The 18,797-nt window shown below is 73.3% G+C and carries 17 protein-coding genes; 8 read left to right on the top strand and 9 right to left on the bottom strand.

Features of this window, described 5'->3' with window-relative positions; genetic code table 11:
* Positions 1–8 precede the first annotated feature (8 nt).
* Together ACWD5O_RS13570 and ACWD5O_RS13565 are read right to left on the bottom strand one after the other, a co-directional pair.
* Complete coding sequence (locus ACWD5O_RS13570; RefSeq protein ID WP_450004936.1) at positions 9–1,250, bottom strand: TIR-like protein FxsC; 1,242 nt, start codon at positions 1,248–1,250, stop codon at positions 9–11.
* A 194-nt stretch (positions 1,251–1,444) separates the two neighbouring features.
* Positions 1,445–1,624 (bottom strand): hypothetical protein, encoded by a 180-nt coding sequence (locus ACWD5O_RS13565; protein ID WP_450085445.1) that lies wholly within the window; start codon positions 1,622–1,624, stop codon positions 1,445–1,447.
* A gap of 25 nt (positions 1,625–1,649) precedes the next feature.
* On the opposite strand from ACWD5O_RS13565, the gene ACWD5O_RS13560 reads away from it, so the two are divergent.
* Positions 1,650–2,732 carry a family 1 glycosylhydrolase gene (locus ACWD5O_RS13560; protein ID WP_450085501.1) on the top strand — a complete coding sequence of 361 codons (1,083 nt, stop codon included), beginning with the start codon at positions 1,650–1,652 and terminating at the stop codon, positions 2,730–2,732.
* A 76-nt stretch (positions 2,733–2,808) separates the two neighbouring features.
* Here the strand turns inward: ACWD5O_RS13560 and ACWD5O_RS13555 are convergent, their stop codons facing one another.
* The 3 genes from ACWD5O_RS13555 to ACWD5O_RS13545 are packed head-to-tail and all read right to left on the bottom strand — an operon-like array spanning position 2,809 to position 6,601.
* Positions 2,809–5,268, bottom strand: a complete 2,460-nt coding sequence (locus ACWD5O_RS13555; RefSeq protein ID WP_450085444.1) for an FtsX-like permease family protein — start codon at positions 5,266–5,268, stop codon at positions 2,809–2,811.
* The gene (locus ACWD5O_RS13550; protein ID WP_450004939.1) at positions 5,265–5,990 is read right to left on the bottom strand and encodes an ABC transporter ATP-binding protein; all 726 of its coding nucleotides are present in this window, start codon (positions 5,988–5,990) and stop codon (positions 5,265–5,267) included. Before ACWD5O_RS13550 ends, ACWD5O_RS13555 begins: the two co-directional genes overlap by 4 nt.
* A complete protein-coding gene (locus ACWD5O_RS13545) occupies positions 5,987–6,601 on the bottom strand; it encodes a PadR family transcriptional regulator (RefSeq protein WP_354962341.1) in 615 nt (204 codons plus the stop codon). The genes ACWD5O_RS13550 and ACWD5O_RS13545 overlap by 4 nt, the downstream gene beginning before the upstream one ends.
* 92 nt (positions 6,602–6,693) lie before the next feature.
* Here ACWD5O_RS13545 and ACWD5O_RS13540 point away from each other — a divergent pair, with 92 nt between their 5' ends.
* From ACWD5O_RS13540 to ACWD5O_RS13510, 7 genes are all read left to right on the top strand, one after another.
* Positions 6,694–7,365 (top strand): TMEM175 family protein, encoded by a 672-nt coding sequence (locus ACWD5O_RS13540; RefSeq protein WP_450004940.1) that lies wholly within the window; start codon positions 6,694–6,696, stop codon positions 7,363–7,365.
* Between the two features lie 128 nt (positions 7,366–7,493).
* The gene (locus ACWD5O_RS13535) at positions 7,494–7,991 is read left to right on the top strand and encodes a 2Fe-2S iron-sulfur cluster-binding protein (RefSeq protein ID WP_450085500.1); all 498 of its coding nucleotides are present in this window, start codon (positions 7,494–7,496) and stop codon (positions 7,989–7,991) included.
* Positions 7,988–8,983 (top strand): FAD binding domain-containing protein, encoded by a 996-nt coding sequence (locus ACWD5O_RS13530; RefSeq protein ID WP_450085443.1) that lies wholly within the window; start codon positions 7,988–7,990, stop codon positions 8,981–8,983. The genes ACWD5O_RS13535 and ACWD5O_RS13530 overlap by 4 nt, the downstream gene beginning before the upstream one ends.
* A complete protein-coding gene (locus tag ACWD5O_RS13525) occupies positions 8,980–11,079 on the top strand; it encodes a xanthine dehydrogenase family protein molybdopterin-binding subunit (protein WP_450085442.1) in 2,100 nt (699 codons plus the stop codon). The genes ACWD5O_RS13530 and ACWD5O_RS13525 overlap by 4 nt, the downstream gene beginning before the upstream one ends.
* Before the next feature lie 28 nt (positions 11,080–11,107).
* A complete protein-coding gene (locus ACWD5O_RS13520; RefSeq protein ID WP_354962345.1) occupies positions 11,108–11,476 on the top strand; it encodes an ArsR/SmtB family transcription factor in 369 nt (122 codons plus the stop codon).
* Positions 11,473–12,114 (top strand): SRPBCC family protein, encoded by a 642-nt coding sequence (locus ACWD5O_RS13515; protein WP_450085441.1) that lies wholly within the window; start codon positions 11,473–11,475, stop codon positions 12,112–12,114. The genes ACWD5O_RS13520 and ACWD5O_RS13515 overlap by 4 nt, the downstream gene beginning before the upstream one ends.
* Before the next feature lie 67 nt (positions 12,115–12,181).
* Positions 12,182–12,694 (top strand): NUDIX domain-containing protein, encoded by a 513-nt coding sequence (locus ACWD5O_RS13510; RefSeq protein WP_450085440.1) that lies wholly within the window; start codon positions 12,182–12,184, stop codon positions 12,692–12,694.
* An 80-nt stretch (positions 12,695–12,774) separates the two neighbouring features.
* On the opposite strand, the gene ACWD5O_RS13505 is transcribed toward ACWD5O_RS13510, so the two are convergent.
* From ACWD5O_RS13505 to ACWD5O_RS13490, 4 genes are all read right to left on the bottom strand, one after another.
* Entirely contained in the window at positions 12,775–14,709 is a 1,935-nt protein-coding gene (locus ACWD5O_RS13505) for an ABC transporter ATP-binding protein (protein WP_450085499.1), read from the bottom strand.
* Between the two features lie 150 nt (positions 14,710–14,859).
* Positions 14,860–15,492 (bottom strand): flavin reductase family protein, encoded by a 633-nt coding sequence (locus ACWD5O_RS13500; protein WP_450085439.1) that lies wholly within the window; start codon positions 15,490–15,492, stop codon positions 14,860–14,862.
* 58 nt (positions 15,493–15,550) lie between these two features.
* On the bottom strand, positions 15,551–16,987 hold the full coding sequence (locus tag ACWD5O_RS13495; protein ID WP_450085438.1) for an ATP-binding protein: 1,437 nt from the start codon (positions 16,985–16,987) through the stop codon (positions 15,551–15,553).
* A gap of 55 nt (positions 16,988–17,042) precedes the next feature.
* Positions 17,043–18,710, bottom strand: coding sequence for an FAD-dependent oxidoreductase (locus tag ACWD5O_RS13490; RefSeq protein ID WP_354962350.1), 1,668 nt, complete (start codon positions 18,708–18,710; stop codon positions 17,043–17,045).
* Positions 18,711–18,797: the final 87 nt, after the last annotated feature.

Here is an 18,797-nt window from a genome sequence, read left to right as displayed (position 1 = left end):
TGCCTCCCCTAGGGACCTTCGAGGATCGGGCGTTGGCCGGAGCCGTCCGTGGGTGGCTCCTGGTAGACCGTGCCCGTGCGGTAGATCCGGCCCTGTTCGACCACCAGCACGTCCTCCAGCTCCTCCTGGAAGCGGGCGGAGGTCGCGATCTCGGTGCGCCACAGGTCGCGGGTGTTGTGCAGCACGTGATGCGGGAGCACCCGGGCCAGCGTGTCCCACATCTTGCGGTTACCACCGGACGCGGCGTCGTCGGCGGCCGTCCAGGGTACGAGCACCGGCGCCCGCGGCGAGGCCACGTCGCGGTCGTAGCGGATCAAACTGAGCTGGTAGCGCGGCAGGTCGGCCGACCAGACGTCGACCACCAGCACGACGATCTGGTTGTGGGCCCGGGCCCATTCCCGGACCGCGGCCAACTCCTCCGCATCCTCCACCGTCCAGCCGTAGCTCTTGGTGGTTGCGATGGCGCCGGCCCAGCTGCCGATCGGCACCTCCAGCTCGGGCCGGTACGGCCGCCAGTCCCGGGAGACCGCGCCGTAGCGCTCCTCGGCGCCGGGACGGCTGTCGGCCAGCTCGGCGGAGCTGCCGGCGACCAGCACGATGTGCACGTGCCGCGCGCTGGTGGCCCGCTGCACGGCGCCGGCCACGGCCGGCCCGGTCTGCGCCTGCGGGCGGGCCGGCTGACCGAACGCGCTGGTCACCTTGGCCAGGGTCGGGCGCTGCGCCGGCTGGTGCAGGGTGTGGTCGCGCGCGGTCTGCACGATGTGCTTGGCCAGCGCGTCGACGAAGTCCCGGTACTCGTCCTCGTGCCGGCGGCGTTGCTTGAGGGTGAGCAGCCCGTCCTGGGCGTAGACCGTGCCGGTCGGGAAGTTGCGGTACTGGTAGGTGCCGACCACCTCGGGCAGCCGGTCGCAGGGGATCCACTGCACCGGTACCAGCGCTGGCGGGCGGACCTGGAACTGCCGCTCGTGCTCGTCGATCCGGTCGGCGAAGACCCGGAACTCTCGGCCACAGTAGTCACTGACGACGTACCGGGGGGAGGTGAGCGCGATCAGGCAGGCGCTGGTGGAGAGAGCGCCGGCCAGGGCGTCCGTCCAGGTGGTGCCCAGCAGCATCTGCCCGTCGATGAACCCGGCCTCGTGCCAGCGGACCCCGGCCAGCCCGGCCACCGCCTCGCTGAGATCGCCGAAGAACGCCTGCACCTGACCGTTGCGGTTGTCCTCTTGGGCGTAGCTCAGGAAGAAGAGTGGCACGCCCGCCTCCGCTCACGGGTCCCACGACCGGTGCGCCCAGTATAGGACCGTCGATGCCAGCCCAGCCGTCACGCGATCATCGCATTGGGCGCGCCGGGAGTCACATGCCCGACGCTTCGCGGCTGAGCGGAGGCGCGGAGGCGGCCGGGCCGGCCCGGTTCGTCGGCGCGACCGGGCCGGTCGGGGCGCCCCGGTCAGGGATAGGTGGTCAGGTACACCTGCTGGGTGGCCGCGTTCGCGGTGCCGCCGGCGTTGTTGATCACCCGGTTGATGGTGCCGACACCGCCGAGCGAGACGGTGACCATGTTGGTGAACCGCACGTTCGGGTTGGTGGGCGCCTCGATGGCCGGGTCCGCGACGACGGCCGGGTTCACGTTGAAGTAGCAGTAGCCCGCCGGGCTGGACTTCTACGACCGGCTCGTCGACACGCTGCTCGCCGACGGCATCCGGCCGTTCGTCACGCTCTACCACTGGGACCTGCCGCAGGCCCTGCAGGACAAGGGTGGCTGGCCGCATTGCGCCACCGCCGAGGCGTTCGCCGACTACGCGGCCGTGGTCGCCGCCCGCCTCGGTGACCGGGTGGCCGACTGGAACACCGTCAACGAGCCGCTCTGCGTGTCCTGGATCGGGCACCTGGAGGGGCGGATGGCACCCGGCGAGCGGGACCTGACCCGCGCGGTGCACACCTCGCACCACGTGCTCCTCGGGCACGGCCTGGCCACCCAGGCGGTACGGGCCAACGCCGCGCGGCCGGCCTCGGTGGGGCTGGTGCTCAACCTCAGCCCGATCGAGCCGGCGACCGACCGGCCCGAGGACGTCGCCGCCGCCCGGCGGGCCGACGGGCACGTCAACCGCTGGTGGCTGGACCCGGTGCACGGGCGCGGCTACCCCGCCGACATGATCGCCACCTACGGTGTCGAACCGCCGGTACGCGGCGACGACCTGGCGGTGATCGCCACGCCCACCGACTTCCTCGGCGTGAACTACTACTTCCGGCAACTCGTGGTCGACGACCCGGCCGGGCCGCCGCCGTACGCCCGGCAGGTGCCGGTGCCCGGCTCGGTGGAGACCGCGATGGGCTGGGAGGTGTACCCGGCGGGGCTGGAGCGGCTGCTGGTCGAGGTGAGCCGGGAGTACCGGCCGGGCCGGATCATCGTCACCGAGAGCGGCTCGGCGTGGCCGGACGAGGTCACCGCGGACGGCACGGTGGAGGACAAGGAGCGCACCGACCATCTGGAGCAGCACCTGGCAGCCTGCGCGTCGGCGGTGGCCCGGGGTGTGCCGCTGGACGGCTACTTCGTCTGGTCGCTGCTGGACAACTTCGAGTGGGCGTACGGCTATGACAAGCGCTTCGGGTTGGTGCACGTGGACTACGCCACCCAGCGCCGGACGGTGAAGGCGAGCGGCCTGCGCTACGCCGAGCTGATCCGCGCCCACCAGCGCCTCGCCCGCACGACCGGGACCGCCACGCCGGTGGCCTGAACGAGGGCGGGCGAGACCGAGGCACCCTGGGCGCCGCGCCGATCGGCGCCCAGGGTGCCCTGGTCTCGCCCGGCGCTCAGTCCAGGACGCGCCGGGACAGCGACGGCGGCAGCCGGCCGGCGAGCAGCCATCCGGCGCCGGTGGCGACCACCAGCAGCCCGCTGACGATCGCGACGAGGTGCGCGACGGGCACGGCGCCGAGCGGGTCGAGGTCACGGTGCAGAGCAGCGGCCAGCGCCAGGTACGCGCCGGCCACGCCCAGCACGGCGCCGAGCAGCGCGAGCGCTCCAGCGGTGGTGGCGGTGAGTGTCCGTCGTACCCGCCTCGGCGCGCCGGTCGCGGCCAGGGTGCGTAGGTCCGCCGCCGCCTCGCCCCGGATGAGCCCGACGGTCGTCGCCAGCACCCCGAGCGCGAGCAGTACGCCGGCGACGGTCGCACCGGTGCGCAGCGCGGTCAGCGAACTCTGCGACCGGCGTGACTCGATGGTGAGCCCGGCGGTGGCGGCCATCTCCTGGGCCGTGGCCAGCTGCGCGCCGGTGAGGGGGTGGTCGGCCGCGAGGAACCAGCCGACCCGGGCCGGCTGCCAGCCGTGCCGGGCGAGCGCGGCGGGAGTGATCAACGAGTCGGGCAGCCCGGTGTAGCCGGACCGGGGCAGGGTGCGCACGCTCGGCCGCACGCCCCGGGCCGGGATGTTCACCAGCTCCAGCTCACCGGTGCGGGCGGTGAGCACGTCGGTGTCGGCGTCGACCGCCATCCCGTCCGCCCCGTTCAGCCGGAGCAGTCCGGGACTGACCACGTAGAGCGGATGGGAGGGGGTCGACTCGCCGGCCGCTGCCGGAACGGCGATCTCGACGGCCGGGTGGCCGGTCGGTCCCCCCTCCCGACCCGGGTCGGTGTGCGAGGCCACCACCGCCATGTCGAGCGGAATGACGGTGGCCGCGCCAACGCCGGCCGCGATGGTGTCGGTCCGGGCCTGGAGAGCGGCGATCTCGGCCGCCGTACGCCCCGGAATCACCGGATCCGGCTGCCCGATCCGGATCAGCAACTGGCTGTCCGCCAGGTTGCCCAGCCCGGCGGCCTCCCGGCTGCGGTACTCCGCCGCGGCGGAGCCCACCACGATGGCCGCCGACAGGCCCACCGCGAGACTGATGGCGGCGAGCGCCGCACCGGCCCGAACGCGATACCGGGCCAGGTCGGCCAGTGCGAGCCGGACGGCCACCGGCAGGCCGCCCCGGGCCGCCGCCAGAGCCGGGATGGTCAGCGGGCTGGCGAGCAGCACGCCGAGCACGGTGCCGACGCTGCCCACGACGATGAGCAGCGGGTTCGACCCGTCGGAGAGCACCAGGGCGGTGAGGCCGGCGGCGAGCAGCGCGGCCGCGGCCACGGCGGTCCGTCGCGCCGCCGGCGGGGCCGGTGGCCGTGCCGACAGCGCGCTCATGATCGGGGTACGCGCCACCGCACGGGCCGGCCACCAGGCGGCGGCGGTCGCGGTGACCACGGCCAGCAGCATGCCCACGCCGATGGTGAGCCAGGGCAGGTCGAAGCGGCCGATGCGGTGCCCGGCGGCGGTCTCGACGAGACCGGCGGTGACCAGCCAGGCGGCGACCCCGACGGCGGTGCCGCAGACTGCGGCGACCACCCCGACAGCCGCGCCGTTGACCAGCAGCACCAGCCGCAGATGTCGGCGGGTGGCGCCCATCGCCGCCAGCATGCCGAGCTGACGCAGCCGGCGCTGCGCCAGCACCACGAATCCCGCGGCGGCCACGAGCGACACGAGTAGCAGGCCGACGGTTGCCAGCGCCAGGGCGGCAAGGGTGAGCACGGTGCGCTCGGCCGCCGGCCGGGACTCGCGCACCAGCGGGCCGTCGACGGTCCGGCGGAAGGCCTCCATGGTGTCGCGGTCGCCGGCCACCAGCACGGTCACCGACTGCGGCCGCTCGGCGTGGGCGGGGTCGGTGAGGGCGAACTCGTCGTGCAGGTCCGCCGGATTCTCGACGACCCCGACGATCAGGCGGTCGGCGTCACCGAGCGGGACCCGGGCGCCGAGCCCGGCGCGCAGGGCTTCCGCCACCCCGTCGGTCACCGCCAGCTCGGCGGGCCCGGTCGGGTAGCGGCCCTGCCGCAGGTCGAGCATCGGGCCGCCGTACGCGCCGGCGGGGTCCTGGGCCCGGACGTCCACCGGGTCGAACAGTCCCGGCACCGGCACGCGCCGGTGACCGATCACGTCGATCGTGCCGAACCACGCCCGAGCGGCGGTGACCCGGGTGTCCAGCTCGGCGGGGTCGTCGCCGGGGATCCGGATGAGCTGGTCGGCGCGGCCGAACGTGGCGTCGCTCGACGGGGGGAGGTTCCAGGTCGCCGCCAGACCGAAGGTGGCGCCGGTGACCGCGACGGTGAGCAGCGCGATGGCCAGCAGTTGCTGCCGCCACTCGCGGCGGAACAGTCGTACCGCCCAGCGGATCACCGCGCGGCGGGCCGGGAGTCCGCCGCCCGTGGGCCGGGTGGCCGTCCGGCTCGGATTCGCGGTGGCGGTCACAGCGCCGGGTCCGGGGCGAGCAGGGCGTCCGGGCCGGCCGACGGCGCGGTCTGGTCGACGACCCGGCCGTCCCGTATGAAGATCACCCGATCGGCCCAGGAGGCGAGCTGGGCGTCGTGGGTGACCATCACTCCCGCGATGCCGCGCTTGCAGGCCGAGCGGAGCATCCGCAGGACGGCTTCGCCGTTGGCGGCGTCGAGGGCGCCGGTGGGCTCGTCGGCGAGCAGCAGCCGCCGGTCCCCCACCACGGCGCGGGCGATCGCGACTCGTTGGCGCTCGCCGCCGGAGAGGTCGTCGGGGAAGTGCGCGGCGCGGTCGGTCAACCCCAGCTCGTCGAGCACCCGCAGGGCGGCGGCTCGCGCCGGACGCGCGGCCATGCCGTCCAGCTCCAGGGGCAGGGCCACGTTCTCGGCGGCGGAGAGGCCGGCGAGCAGGTTCAGATCCTGGAAGACGAAGCCGAGCGACCGGCGACGCAGCCGCGCGGTGGCGTCGGCGGAGAGCGTGGCGAGGTCGGACCCGCACACCGTGACCTGGCCCGTGGTGGGCTCCTCCAGGGTGCCCGCGATGGTGAGCAGGGTGCTCTTGCCCGAGCCGCTGGGGCCCATCACGGCGACCAGTTCACCGGCGACCACGTCGAGGTCCACCGCGCGCAGGGCGTGCACGGCGGCGGCACCGGCGCCGTACACCTTGGACACCTGTCGCAGGCTCAACACGACGCTCATCGCCGGGCTCCTGACGTCCGGTCGCGGTCCGGCCGCGTCGTACGCCCGGCGGGAGCGTCGGCGGCAGGCGGTGCGGCGGCCTGGTCGGCGGGCGGCGTCGGACGGGTACGCAGGCGCGCGTCCGCGGCGTCCAGCCACCGGACGACCGCTTCCAGCCGGAACAACTCGGCGTCGACGACGAGGCCCAGGCCGACGTCCTCCGGCGACGCGTCGGCCTTGAGATGCGTGTAGTGCTGCATCTCCTCGACGATCCGCCGCCGGTGGGCCTGGAGGATCCCGGTCACGTCCACCTGAGGCAGCCGCATCGCCACCTGCACCTTCATGACGAGCTCGTCCCGGGGCGGCGGCCCGGCCTGCGGCGGCGTACGCAGCCAGCTGTGCAGCTCGCGCTCGCCGTCGGCGGTGAGCCGGTAGCGCTTCTGGGCGCCGTCGCGGCCGGCGTCGTCGGACTCGACGTGCCCCTCGCGCTCCAGGCGTTGCAGCGTGGTGTAGACCTGCCCGACGTTGAGCGGCCAGACCTCGCCGGTTCGCGCCTCGAACTCCTGGCGGAGTTGGAGACCGTACTTCGGTGCCTCGGTGAGCAGCGCCAGCATGGCGTGACGGATGCTCACGATCCATCAACTACGGTTAGCATACTCGGTATAATACATAGTATTCTCGGGCTGACGCCTAGACAAACCGCACCGGCGGTTAGCCTGCGCCAATGGCCGCAGCAGCCGACGAGGTCGAGCAGCCCGACACCGGGCCACGGATGTCCGAGACGGACCGGTTGACCGCGTTCAGCGACGGCGTCTTCGCCATCGTCATCACGCTGCTGGTCATCGAGCTGCGGGTGCCGGAGTACCACGCGGGTGAGTTGCTGGCCGGGCTGCTCGACGAAGGAGCGTCCTACCTGGCCTTCGTGGTGTCCTTCGTCTACGTCGGCGTGCTCTGGCTCAACCACCACGCGCTGGTCCGGCTGATCCGCGCCACCACCCTCGCGCTGAGCTGGATCAACCTCGGCATCCTCTTCGGCGCGGTGATCATCCCGTTCCCGACCGCCGTGCTGGCGTCCGCGCTCACCCACGGCGACACCGCCGACCGTCGCGCCGCCGTCGCCCTGTACGCGCTGGCCGCCGCGCTGATGTCGGCGCCGTGGCTGGTGTTCTTCGGCTATCTGCACCGCCACCCGGAGCTGCTCCAGCGCGGGGTCAGTCCCGGGTACGTGCGGACGCAGCGGCTGCGACCGGTCACCGGCCTGGTCCTCTACGGGCTCAGCGGCCTGCTCGGCTGGTTCGTCAATCCGATGCTGGGCCTGATCGGCGTCATCGTCATGATCGTGTATCACGCGTTCACCAGCGAAGGGCTGCGCCGCCGACGGGCCGCGGGTCGCTGACCCGCCGGATCCTTCCGTGCGAGGGTCTATGGGTTGTTCGCCCGGATATGTACTGGCAAAGCTAGTCTGAGCCGGTGCGGGGCGGACCGGAGAGCGAGACGACCACCGACGAGCGGCACTCGTCCCGGGTGGCGTTCGACGTCAACGACGCGCACCGCGAGCTGACCCTGGACAACCGCACCACCCTGCTGGACACGCTGCGCGAACAGCTCGGCCTGACCGGGGCGAAGAAGGGCTGCGACCACGGCCAGTGCGGCTCGTGCACGGTGCTGCTGGACGGCCGGCGGGTGAAGAGCTGCCTGCTCCTCGCGGTCACCTTGGACGGCCGGTCGGTGGTCACCGTGGAGGGGCTGGCCGGCCCGGACGAGCTGTCCCCGCTCCAGGCCGCCTTCGTCGCGCACGACGCGTTCCAGTGCGGCTACTGCACCCCCGGCCAGCTCTGCTCCGCCCGTGGCATGCTCGACGAGGTCGCCCGTGGCTGGCCCAGCGCGGTCACCGGCGACCTCACCGCCCCGCCCGAGCTGACCGACGCGGAGATCCGCGAGCGGATGGCCGGCAACCTTTGCCGCTGCGCCGCGTACCCGCACATCGTCGCGGCCGTTCGCGAGACGGCGATGACGAGGTGAGACCGTTCCGCTACCACCGGCCCGCCGGCGTGGCCGAGGCGGTCGCCGTGCTGGCCGTCGAGCCGCAGGCGGCGTACCTGGCCGGCGGGACCAACCTGGTGGACCTGATGAAGCTCGGGGTGCAGCGGCCCGACCTGCTGGTGGACGTGACCCGGCTGCCGCTGGACGCCGTCGAGGAGCTGCCCGGCGGCGGGCTGCGGATCGGCGCGACGGTCCGCAACAGCGACCTGGCCGCCCACCCGGTTGTCCGGCGCGACTACCCGGTGCTGGCCCGCGCGCTGCTCGCCGCCGCCTCCGGGCAGCTGCGCAACCTGGCCACCACCGGCGGCAACCTGTTGCAGCGCACCCGCTGCGTCTACTTCCAGGACACCGGCAAGGCCTGCAACAAGCGCGAGCCGGGCAGCGGCTGCGCCGCCCGGCACGGCCAGAACCGCGACCTGGCCGTGCTGGACTGGTCCGACCTGTGCGTGGCGACCCACCCGTCGGACCTGGCGGTCGCGCTCGCCGCGCTGGACGCCGTGGTGGAGGTGCACGAGCCCGACGGTCCGCGGGACGTCCCGCTGGCGGCGCTGCACCGCTCACCCGGCGAGCACCCGGAACGGGAGACCACCCTGGCCCGGGGTGCGCTGATCACCGCCGTCCGGCTGCCGCACCTGCCGGCCGCGCGCCGCTCGGCGTACCTCAAGGTGCGCGACCGGGCGTCGTTCGCCTTCGCCGTCGGCTCGGTGGCCGCGGTGCTGGACCTCGACGGCGACGTGGTCCGCGACGTCCGGCTGGCGTACGGGGCGGTGGCACACCGGCCGTGGCGGGCGTACCGGGCCGAGGAGGAGCTGCGCGGGCGGCCTTTCAGCCCGCAGTTGGCGGCGCAGGCCGCCGATGCCGAGCTGGCCGAGGCCCGCCCGCTGCGGCACAACGGCTTCAAGCTGCCGCTGACCCGGGCGATCACGGTGCGGGCCCTGACCGAGCTGGCCGAGGGGACCTCCGCACCATGACCACCGGCGCGGTGGGGCGGGCGTATCCCCGGTTGGAGGGTCGGGAGAAGGTCACCGGCACGGCACGGTACGCGGTGGAGTACCCGGTGGACGGGGTCACCTACGGCTGGGCGGTGCCGGCGGCGGTGGTCCGGGGACGCATCACCCGGGTCGACGCCGCCCCGGCGCTCGCGCTGCCCGGCGTGCTCGCCGTGGTGCACCACGGCAACGCGCCCCGACTAGCGCCCGGGCCGGAGCCGGACCTGTGGCTGTTGCAGGAGCCGGCCGTGCACTACCGGGGGCAGCTGATCGCGGTGGTGGTCGCCACCAGCCTGGAGGCGGCCCGGGAGGGCGCCCGGCTGGTCCGGATCGACTACGACGCCGGGCCGCACAGCACGGTGCTCACCGCCGACCACCCCGGCCTGTACCGGCCGGACCAGGTCAACCCCAGCTACCCGACGGACACGGCGGAGGGCGACTTCGACGCCGGGTACGCGGCCGCGCCGGTACGGCTGGACGCCACGTACCGGACGCCGGCGTACCACAACAACCCGATGGAGCCGCACGCCACCACCGCGCAGTGGCGGGACGGGCGACTGCTGGTGCACGACTCCAACCAGGGCGCCACGCCGGTGCAGGCAGTCCTGGCCGAACTGTTCGAGCTGCCCCGCGAGTCGGTCCGGGTGATCGCGCAGCACGTTGGCGGCGGCTTCGGCAGCAAGGGATACCCCAAAGCGGCCGTGGTGCTGGCCGCGCTGGCGGCGCGGCAGGTGGACCGGCCGGTTCGGCTGGCGCTGACCCGGCAGCAGTTGTTCGGGCCGGTCGGCTACCGCACGCCCACCATCCAGCGGGTCCGGCTCGCCGCCGACGCCGACGGGCGACTCACCGCGATCTGCCACGATTCGATCACCCAGACCTCGACCCTCCAGGAGTTCGCCGAGCAGGTCGCCGTCTACACGCGCAGCATGTACGCCGCGCCGCACCGGCGCACCACGCACCGGCTGGCCCGCCTCGACGTGCCCACGCCGTTCTGGATGCGCGCCCCGGGCGAGTGCCCCGGCGCGTACGCCCTGGAGTCGGCGATGGACGAGCTCGCCACCGAGGCCGGCATCGACCCGGTGGAGCTGCGGATCCGCAACGACCCCGCGGTCGACCCCGAGCTGGGACAGCCGTTCACCAGCCGCAACCTGGTCGCCTGTCTGCGCGAGGGTGCCCGCCGGTTCGGCTGGGCCGACCGGGACCCCGCACCCCGGTCCCGGCGCGACGGGCGCTGGCTGGTCGGCACCGGGGTGGCCGGCGCGAGCTACCCGGCGCGGGCGCGCGCTTCCGCCGCGACGGCCACCGCGCGCCCCGACGGCGGTTTCCTGGTCCGGATCGACGCCACCGACATCGGCACCGGCGCCCGGACGGCGCTCTGGCAGGTGGCGGCCGACGCGCTGGGGGTGTCGCCGGAGCGGGTGGAGATCCAGATCGGCGACAGCGACCTGCCGCCGGCCGGGGTGGCGGGCGGCTCGATGGGCACCTCCTCGTGGAGCTGGGCGGTGATCCGCGCGTGTGAGGCGCTGCGGGAGAAGCTTCGGGACACCCCCGGCGGGGTGCCGTCCGACCGGGAGGTGACCGCGGAGGTGAGCACCGCCGACGAGGTGCGGGAACAGCCCGCGCTGCCGCGGTACGCGTACGGGGCGCACTTCACCGAGGTCCGGGTGGACGCGGACACCGGCGAGGTGCGGGTGAACCGGCTGCTCGGGGTGTTCGCCGCCGGGCGGGTGGTGAACCCGACGACCGCGCGCAGCCAGCTCATCGGCGGCATGACGATGGGCTTGTCGATGGCGCTGCACGAGGAGGGCGTGCTCGACGAGCGGTACGGCGACTGGGTCAACCACGACCTGGCCACCTACCACATCACGGGTTGCGCGGACGTGGAGCGGATCGAGGCGCACTGGCTGGACGAGCAGGACGGCGAGCTGAACCCGGCCGGGGTGAAGGGCATCGGCGAGATCGGCATCGTCGGCACCGCGGCGGCGATCACCAACGCGGTGCACCACGCGACCGGCGTACGGATCCGCGACCTGCCGATCCGACTCGACAAGCTGATCGGCATATCACCGTTAGCTTAAATAAGCTCGGGCTGATATAAAGGTCGTCGTGCACGCCTTCGACGTGCTGGGCGATCCGGTCCGGCGCCGCATCCTGGAGCTGCTCGCCGGTGGCGAGCAGACCGCCGGCGCGGTCAGCGCGGTGATCCGCGAGGAGTTCGGCATCTCCCAGCCCGCCGTGTCCCAGCACCTCAAGGTGCTGCGGGACAACGGCTTCGCCACCGTGCGGCCGGAGGGCGCCCGGCGGCTCTACGCGGTCGACCCGCGCCCACTGCGCGAGGTGGACGGCTGGCTGGAGCACTTCCGCCGGTTCTGGACGCCGCCCCTGGCGGCACTCGCCACCGAGCTGGCCCGGGGCCGACGCGAACGCCGGCTGCGCGGGCCCGCCGACCCACCCGAGGAGAGGAACCCACAATGATCAACGCGATCGAGCAGATCAACGCGGTCCAGCGCCACGTCGGCAGCCGCACCCTGGAGGCCGGCGAGGCCCGGGTGACCACGATCAGCCAGACGTACCACACGACGGTCGAGGATCTCTGGGACGCCTGCACCAGCGCCGAGCGCATCCCGCGCTGGTTCCTGCCGATCAGCGGCGACCTGCGGCTGCACGGGCGGTACCAGCTCCAGGACAACGCCAGCGGCACCGTCGAGAGCTGCGACCCGCCGCACCGCTTCACCGCCACCTGGGAGTTCGGCGGCGAGGTGAGCTGGATCGAGGTGCGGCTCACCCCGGTCGACGACGAGCGGACCCGATTCGAGCTGGACCACATCGCGCACGTCGACCAGGACCGGTGGGCCCAGTTCGGGCCGGGCGCCGTCGGCGTCGGCTGGGACCTGGGCCTGCTCGGTCTCGCGTCGTACCTGTCCGCCGACGGCAGCGGGGTTTCGCCGGAGCAGGCAGCCGAGTGGAGCGTCTCCGACGAGGGCCGGCGGTTCACGGAGCTGAGCAGCGAACTGTGGGGTCAGGCGAGCATCGCCGGCGGCACCGACGCCGACGAGGCGAAGGCCGCCGCTGAACGCACCACCGCCTTCTACACCGGCGCCCCCACCGCCTGAGCAGCGCATCCGCACCGCCGCCGCCGGCCCGAGGACCGCGGCGGCGGTGCGGGTAACGTGCTGCGGCATGACCGGTACGCCGTACTCGCACTGCTCCTACTGCGGCGCCGCCTACCCGGCGGCGGGCTGGCCGCGGGTCTGTGCGGCCTGCGACGAGACCGTCTGGCGCAACCCGCTGCCCGTCGCGGTGGCGGTGCTGCCGGTCCGCACCGCCGAGGGCCTGGGTGTGGTGGTGGTCCGCCGGGACATCGAGCCGGCCCGCGGGCTGCTCGCGCTGCCCGGCGGTTTCATCGAGTACGGCGAGGAGTGGTCCGACGCGCTGGTCCGCGAACTGCAGGAGGAGACCGGGCTGGTGGCGGGCGCCGAGGACGCCCGGCTGTTCGCGGTGCACGGCGCCCCGGCGGGCGGCACGATGATGATCTTCGGGGTGCTGCCCGAGCGGCGGGCCGAGGAGCTGCCGCCGTCGGCGCCGACCGAGGAGGCGACCGAGTGGTTGGTGCTCACCGAGCCGGTGGAGCTGGCGTTCTCGACCCACACCCGGGCGCTCGCCGACTTCCTCACCCGCGACCGCCGCGCCTGACCTCCCCTCCCCCAGCCGCCCCGGCCCGGCCCGACCTTGGGCCAGGTGGGTCGGCCTCAGCCGCGCGAGCTGCCTGGTGCTCAGCGGGGTAGTGCGTCGTCGGTGCCGGCGAGGTAGCCGCTGGCCTGGAGGTCGAACAGCTCGCGGTAGAGGCCGCCGGCCGCCATCAATTCGTCGTGACTGCCCTGCTGGACGAGTCGACCCCGGTCCATGACGAAGATCCGGTCGGCGTGCCGGACGTTGGCCAGCCGGTGGGTGATCAGGACGACGGCGCGGTCCGGTCGGCGACGCAGATGCTGGAACAGAGCGTGTTCGGCGCGGGCGTCCAGGGCTGCCGACGGCTCGTCACAGATCAGCAGGGCGGCGTCCCGGTAGAGGCCCCGAGCGGCGACCAGCCGCTGCCACTGCCCGCCGGACAGCTCGTGGCCATCCTTGAACTCCCGGTCGAGCAGGGTGTCGTAGCCGTGCGGCAGGCCGACGATCATGTCGTGGGCGGCGGCCGCGGCGGCGGCATCCTGCACGCTGGGGCCCGGTCGATCCGGCGGCCGGTCATGCCGCCCGACCCGGATGTTCTGCCCGGCGGTGAACGGAAACCTCCACCAATCCTGGGTCATCACGGCCACCTGCGCGCCGACGGTACGCGGGTCCAGTTCGGCGGCGTCGACGCCGTCCCAGCGGATCACCCCGCCGGTCGGCTGGTAGAGCCCCGCGATCAGCTTGGCCAGGGTGGTCTTGCCGGAGCCGTTCTCGCCGACCAGCGCGATCACCTCGCCCCGCCGGACGGTCAGGCTGACCCGGTCCACCGCTGGCGCGTCAGTGTCCGGATAGCGCAGGCTCACCTCGTCCAGCTCGACCGCGTCGACGCCGTCGGCGGCCCGCTCACCGCCGATCGGCACCCGGCTGCCGGCACGGTCCAGGAAGTCCCGGTAGTCCTGGTAGTAGAGGGCGTCCTCGTAGAGCGAGTTGGTGGCGACGACGGCCACCCCCAGGCTGGTCCGCGCCGACTGCAGGGCGAGCATGGCGGTCGCCGCGGCGGCGAGAACGACCATTCCGCCCAGCAGCAGACCGCCGAGGACCGCGTACACCCCGAAGGTGGCCAGCCCCGCGACGGACGCGCCCACCACCCGGGTGCCCGTCTGCGAGCGGACCAGTCGCAACTGGGCCCGGGTCTCGACGGCCATCACAGCCCGGTACTCGGCGAGCAGGAAGTCGCGCATCTGATAGGCGCGCACCTCGGCGGCGGTGCGCCGGTTGGCCATCAGGTGGGCCAGCATCCACATCCGACGTCGCCGGGTGATCCGCGCCAGCATGGCCAGGTACTCCCGGCGGGCCATCCGCACCGCCGTGATCGCCTGGGGTATCGCCGCGAGCAGCAGGCAGGGCAGTAGCAGCGGCTGGATGACGGTCACCGCGACCGCGGTGGCGAGGATTCCGACCACACCGGTGACCAGGTTGACGGTGTGATCGACGATGTACGCCGCTTCGCCCATCCCCCGGTCCCGCACGCGGTCCATCTCCTCGGCGAACCCCGCGTCGTCGAACGCGGCTAGGTCCACCGCCGTGGTCGCCTCGAACAGCCGCAGCTCCACCTGGTAGTTGATCTGCGGGGTCAACCGGGCCTGAGCCCAACCGGCGGCGATCGTCAGACCACCGCGGGCCGACACCGCCGTGGCGGCCACGATCAGCGCCGGCAGGGCCGAGCGGACCCGGTCCGGGGTGGGACCTGCGGCGAACAGCTCGCGCAGCACGCTGGTCGTGGCGAGCAGGCCGAACGTGGTCATCACCCCGGCCGCGACGTTGAGCCCGATGGAGGCGACGGTGTCCCGGCGGTTGGTGGCCCAGGCCAGCCCGACCGCCTCCCGGACCAGCCGGGGCAGCCGCCGGGCCACCGCCCAGAAGCTGGTGTGGGCGAACTCCCTCGCGTGGTGCATCCAGACGGCGTCCTCCAGCTCCGGCAGCACCGGCGGGTCGCCTGGCCGATCGTCGTCCAATGAGGCGGTGCGCTGGCGGGCCATCGACTCCACGGACCCTCCTCGGGGCGGGATCACCATTGCCGCCCGACACTACTGCGTGCAACTGCTCGATGTCTCCAGGTGACCGGCGCGTCGCACGAGTGTGCCAATGGCGTGTCGTCACCCCACCCGGATGATCCCGAGCCGGCCAGGTCAGCCGGCCGGCGTCTCCGAGCGGAAGCTGTGACCCATCTCGGCGCCGAGCCCGAAGTAGTGGCGGAAGTTGTAGATCAACGGATGCCAGGCCCCCGGGTCGACATGGTCGGTGCCCGGCACGACGATGCGGGCGTCGGCGTGCACCGCCAGTACGTGGGCCTCGACGATGAGGAACGAGTCAGTGGCGTCGGCGTGGATCCGGGAGACCCGGGCCTCCAGGTGCAGCGGGCACTCGGCCACCCGGGGCGGTCGGACTCGGTACGACGGCTGCGGCCGCAGGCCGGCGGCCTCGAACTTCGCCGACTCGTGCCGGAACCGGTCGCGCTTGGAGTCCGGCACCTGGTGCCGTCCGGTCAGCGGCGCCAGCCGCTCGACGGCCTCCCACTGATCAGCAGCGGGAAGATTGATCACCACATCGGGGCGGGCGGCGAGGTTGTACGCGGTCTGCCCCTCGCCGCCGAGGCCGAGCACGACGACGTGGTCGAGGGCCCACGCAGAGGAGATCGGTGCCAGGTTGGCGCTGCCGTCGTCGTTCTCGGTGCTCAGCAGCACCACCGGGGTACCGAAGTACAGGATGCTCGGGTTGATCGTCAGGTGCTCGGCGACGGGTGGTGAGTGGCTGATCGTCATGGTCGCTGACCGTACGGCCGTCATCGTTCGGCCCTCGCCGAAACGACCGGTCCGCAGGTCAGGACCGCGGCGTGCCCTCGTTGACCGGCAGCAGGACCCGGAAAGTGGTCCGCCCCGGTTCGGTCTCCACCCGGATGTCGCCGTGGTGCTTGTGCACCACGATCCGGTACGAGATGTCCAGCCCCAGCCCGGTGCCCGCCCCCACCGGCTTGGTAGTGAAGAACGGCTCGAAGATGCGCGGACGCACCTCGGGCGGGATGCCGGGGCCGGTGTCGGTGATCTCCACCGCCAGCAGGTCGCCGACGCGTCCGGTGTGGACGATCAGCGTGCCCTTCTCTCCCATCGCGCCCAGCGCGTTGTCGATCAGGTTGGTCCACACCTGGTTCAGCTCCGCGGCGTACGCCGGGACCGGCGGGAGGCCGCGGTCGTACTCGCGGACCAGCTTGACCTGCGCGGGGATCTTCCCCTTGAACATCACCAACGTCGCGTCGAGCAGGTCGTGCACGTCCACCACCCGGTGCGGCGCGCGATCCAACTGGGAGTACTGCTTGGCGGCACCGACCAGCCCGGAGATGCGGGTCACCGCGTCGCCGATCTCACGCATCAGCAGCTCGGTGTCGACGGTGTAGGTGAGCCACCGCACCGCCGCCTCCAGGTCCGCCGGGCCGACCGCCGCCTTCACCCGCCCCAACCAGGCCGCGTCGAGCCCGCCACCCACCAGGATCGGCGCCAGATCCCAGGCGCCGCTCACCCCGTGCTCCTCCAGCCAGTCGGTGAGCGCGTCCTCGGCGTCGGCGGTCGCCATCGGGGTCAGCTTCGGCGCGGTGGCCACCCGGGCCACCGCCTCCTCCTGCAACGCGACGAGGCCGTGCAGCGCCCGACCGTCCAGCCGGCCGTCGGCGATCATCGCGAGCTTGTGCCGCATCCCGGCGACCCGGTCGCCCAGCACCGATGTGGCCCGCACCGCCGCCGCGGCCGGGTTGTTCAGCTCGTGGGTCAGCCCCGCCGAGAGCGAGCCCAGCGCAAGCAGCCGCTCCCGTTCGCCGACGATGGTCTGGCTGTTCCGCATCCCGAAGAACAGGCCCTCCAGCAGGTGCATCGGCATCGGAAACCAGGACCGCAGGGCGTACGCGAAATCCTCGGCCGGCAGCACGAAGAACTCCGCGTCGGTCACTGCCCGCAGACTGTTGCGGTAGGTCTGCTCGACCTGGTCGCCCAGGTACGCCTGGGTGGCGCCGCCGTACACCCCGCGCTGCTCGGTGCGGCTGACCTCGATGTCGTCGCCGCGTACCTGCCGGCTCAACGCCACCGCGCCACGCAGCAGGACGAAGAAGCAGGTGGCGTCCTCGCCCTCGGCGTACACCAGCGTGCCGCCCGCGCGCTGCTCAACCCGGCCGTACTCGGCCAGCCAGTCCAACTGCCCGTCGTCGAGGGCCTCGAACAGGAACAGGGTACGCAGCTGAGCGGGTGTCAGCCGATCGGTCTCGGTGGTCACTGGGCCTCCTTCGTTCGCGACTGCGGGGCTCGCAAACCCGGCTCACTCCTCGCGCTCACTGGGCCTCCAGGTAACGGTGCACGAGCGACACGGCCATGGCGCCCTCGCCGACGGCCGAGGCGACCCTCTTGACCGATTCGGCTCGCACGTCACCCGCGGCGAACACCCCCGGCAGGCTGGTCTCCAGGTGGTACGGATCGCGCGACAGCGACCAGCCGGCCGGACGCCGCCCACCGGCGAGCAGATCCGGACCGGTCACGATGAAGCCGCGCCCGTCGCGGACCAGCACCCCGTCCAGCCAGTCGGTCCGAGGCTCGGCGCCGATGAAGATGAACAGCCAGGACGTGTCCACCGAGCGGGCCTCGCCGGTACGCGTGTCGCACAGGGTGAGCCGTTGCAGGTGGTCCTGCCCGGCGCCACCGACCACCGCGGTGTGCGGGTGCACGGTGATCCGGTCGATGCGCTCCAGCTGGTCGATCAGGTATCGGGACATCGAGGCGGTCAGGTCGGCGCCCCGGATCAGCAGGTGCACGCGGGCCGCGTACCGGGAGAAGTGCACGGCGGCCTGGCCGGCCGAGTTCGCCCCGCCGACGATGTAGACGTCCTGGTCGACGCAGCTCGGCGCCTCGGTCGCCGTGGAGCCGTAGAACACCCCCCGGCCGGTGAAGTCGGCCAGCCCCGGGGCGTCGAGCACCCGGTAGGAGACCCCGGTGGCCAGCACCACGGTGTGCGCGGCGATCTCGGTGCCGTCTCCGAAGCGCAGCAGCCGGGCGCCGCCGGCCTCGCTCAGACCGACGACCTCCCGGGCGCTGAGCAGCTCGGCGCCGAACTTCACCGCCTGCCGCCGCGCCCGGTCGGTCAGCTGCGCCCCGGAGACGCCGTCCGGAAAGCCCAGGTAGTTCTCGATTCGGCTGCTCTGTCCGGCCTGCCCGCCGGTCGCCCGCCGCTCGACCAGCACGGTGCGCAGCCCCTCCGAGGCGCCGTACACCGCGGAACCGAGGCCGGCCGGGCCACCGCCGATCACCACCAGGTCGTAGAAGTCGGAGGCGGGCACCACGGTCAACCCGGCCAGCCCGGCCAGCTCGGCCTCGCTCGGAGCGATCAGTGCCTTGCCCTCGGCGGTCACCACCAGCGGCACGTCCGCCGCGGTGGCCCCGGCGGCGTCGAGCAGTCGGGCGCCCTCCGGGTCGTCGGCCAGCAACCAGCGGTACGGCACCAGGTTGCGCGCCAGGAAGTCGCGGACCTTGAACGACGGCGCCGACCAGCGGTGCCCGACGACCCGGATCTCGGTGGTCGCCGCGTCCGGGGTGACCGCCCACGCCTCCAGCAGGCCGTCCACCACCGGGTACAGCTTCTCCTCCGGCGGATGCCAGGGCTTGAGCAGGTAGTGGTCCAGGTCGACCACGTTGATCGCCTCGATCGCGGCGTCGGTGTCCGCGTACGCGGTGAGCAGCACCCGGCGGGCGGCCGGGAAGATGTCCATCGCGGCCTCCAGGAACTCGACTCCGGTCATCTCCGGCATCCGGTGATCGGCCAGCAGCAGCGCCACCTGCTCGCCACGCAGCTTGACCTCCCGCAGCGCGTCCAGCGCCTCCGGGCCCGAGGCGGCCCGCAGCACCCGGTAGCGGTCGCCGTACCGGCGACGGATGTCCCGGGCCACCGCCCGGGACACCACCGGGTCGTCGTCGACGGTCAGGATCACCGGGTTCGCCATGGCGCCCATGAAACCACCTACCAGGGGTCCGCCGCACCGGGCCGGGTCGGTACGGGACGCGGTTCACGGTTGGTCGGGCGCGAGGCGGGTAAGCCG

It is taken from the genome of Micromonospora sp. NPDC005161 (genome assembly GCF_053599855.1).
Note: the sequence above shows the minus strand (reverse complement) of the source record. Positions and strands in the feature narration are given on the sequence as shown.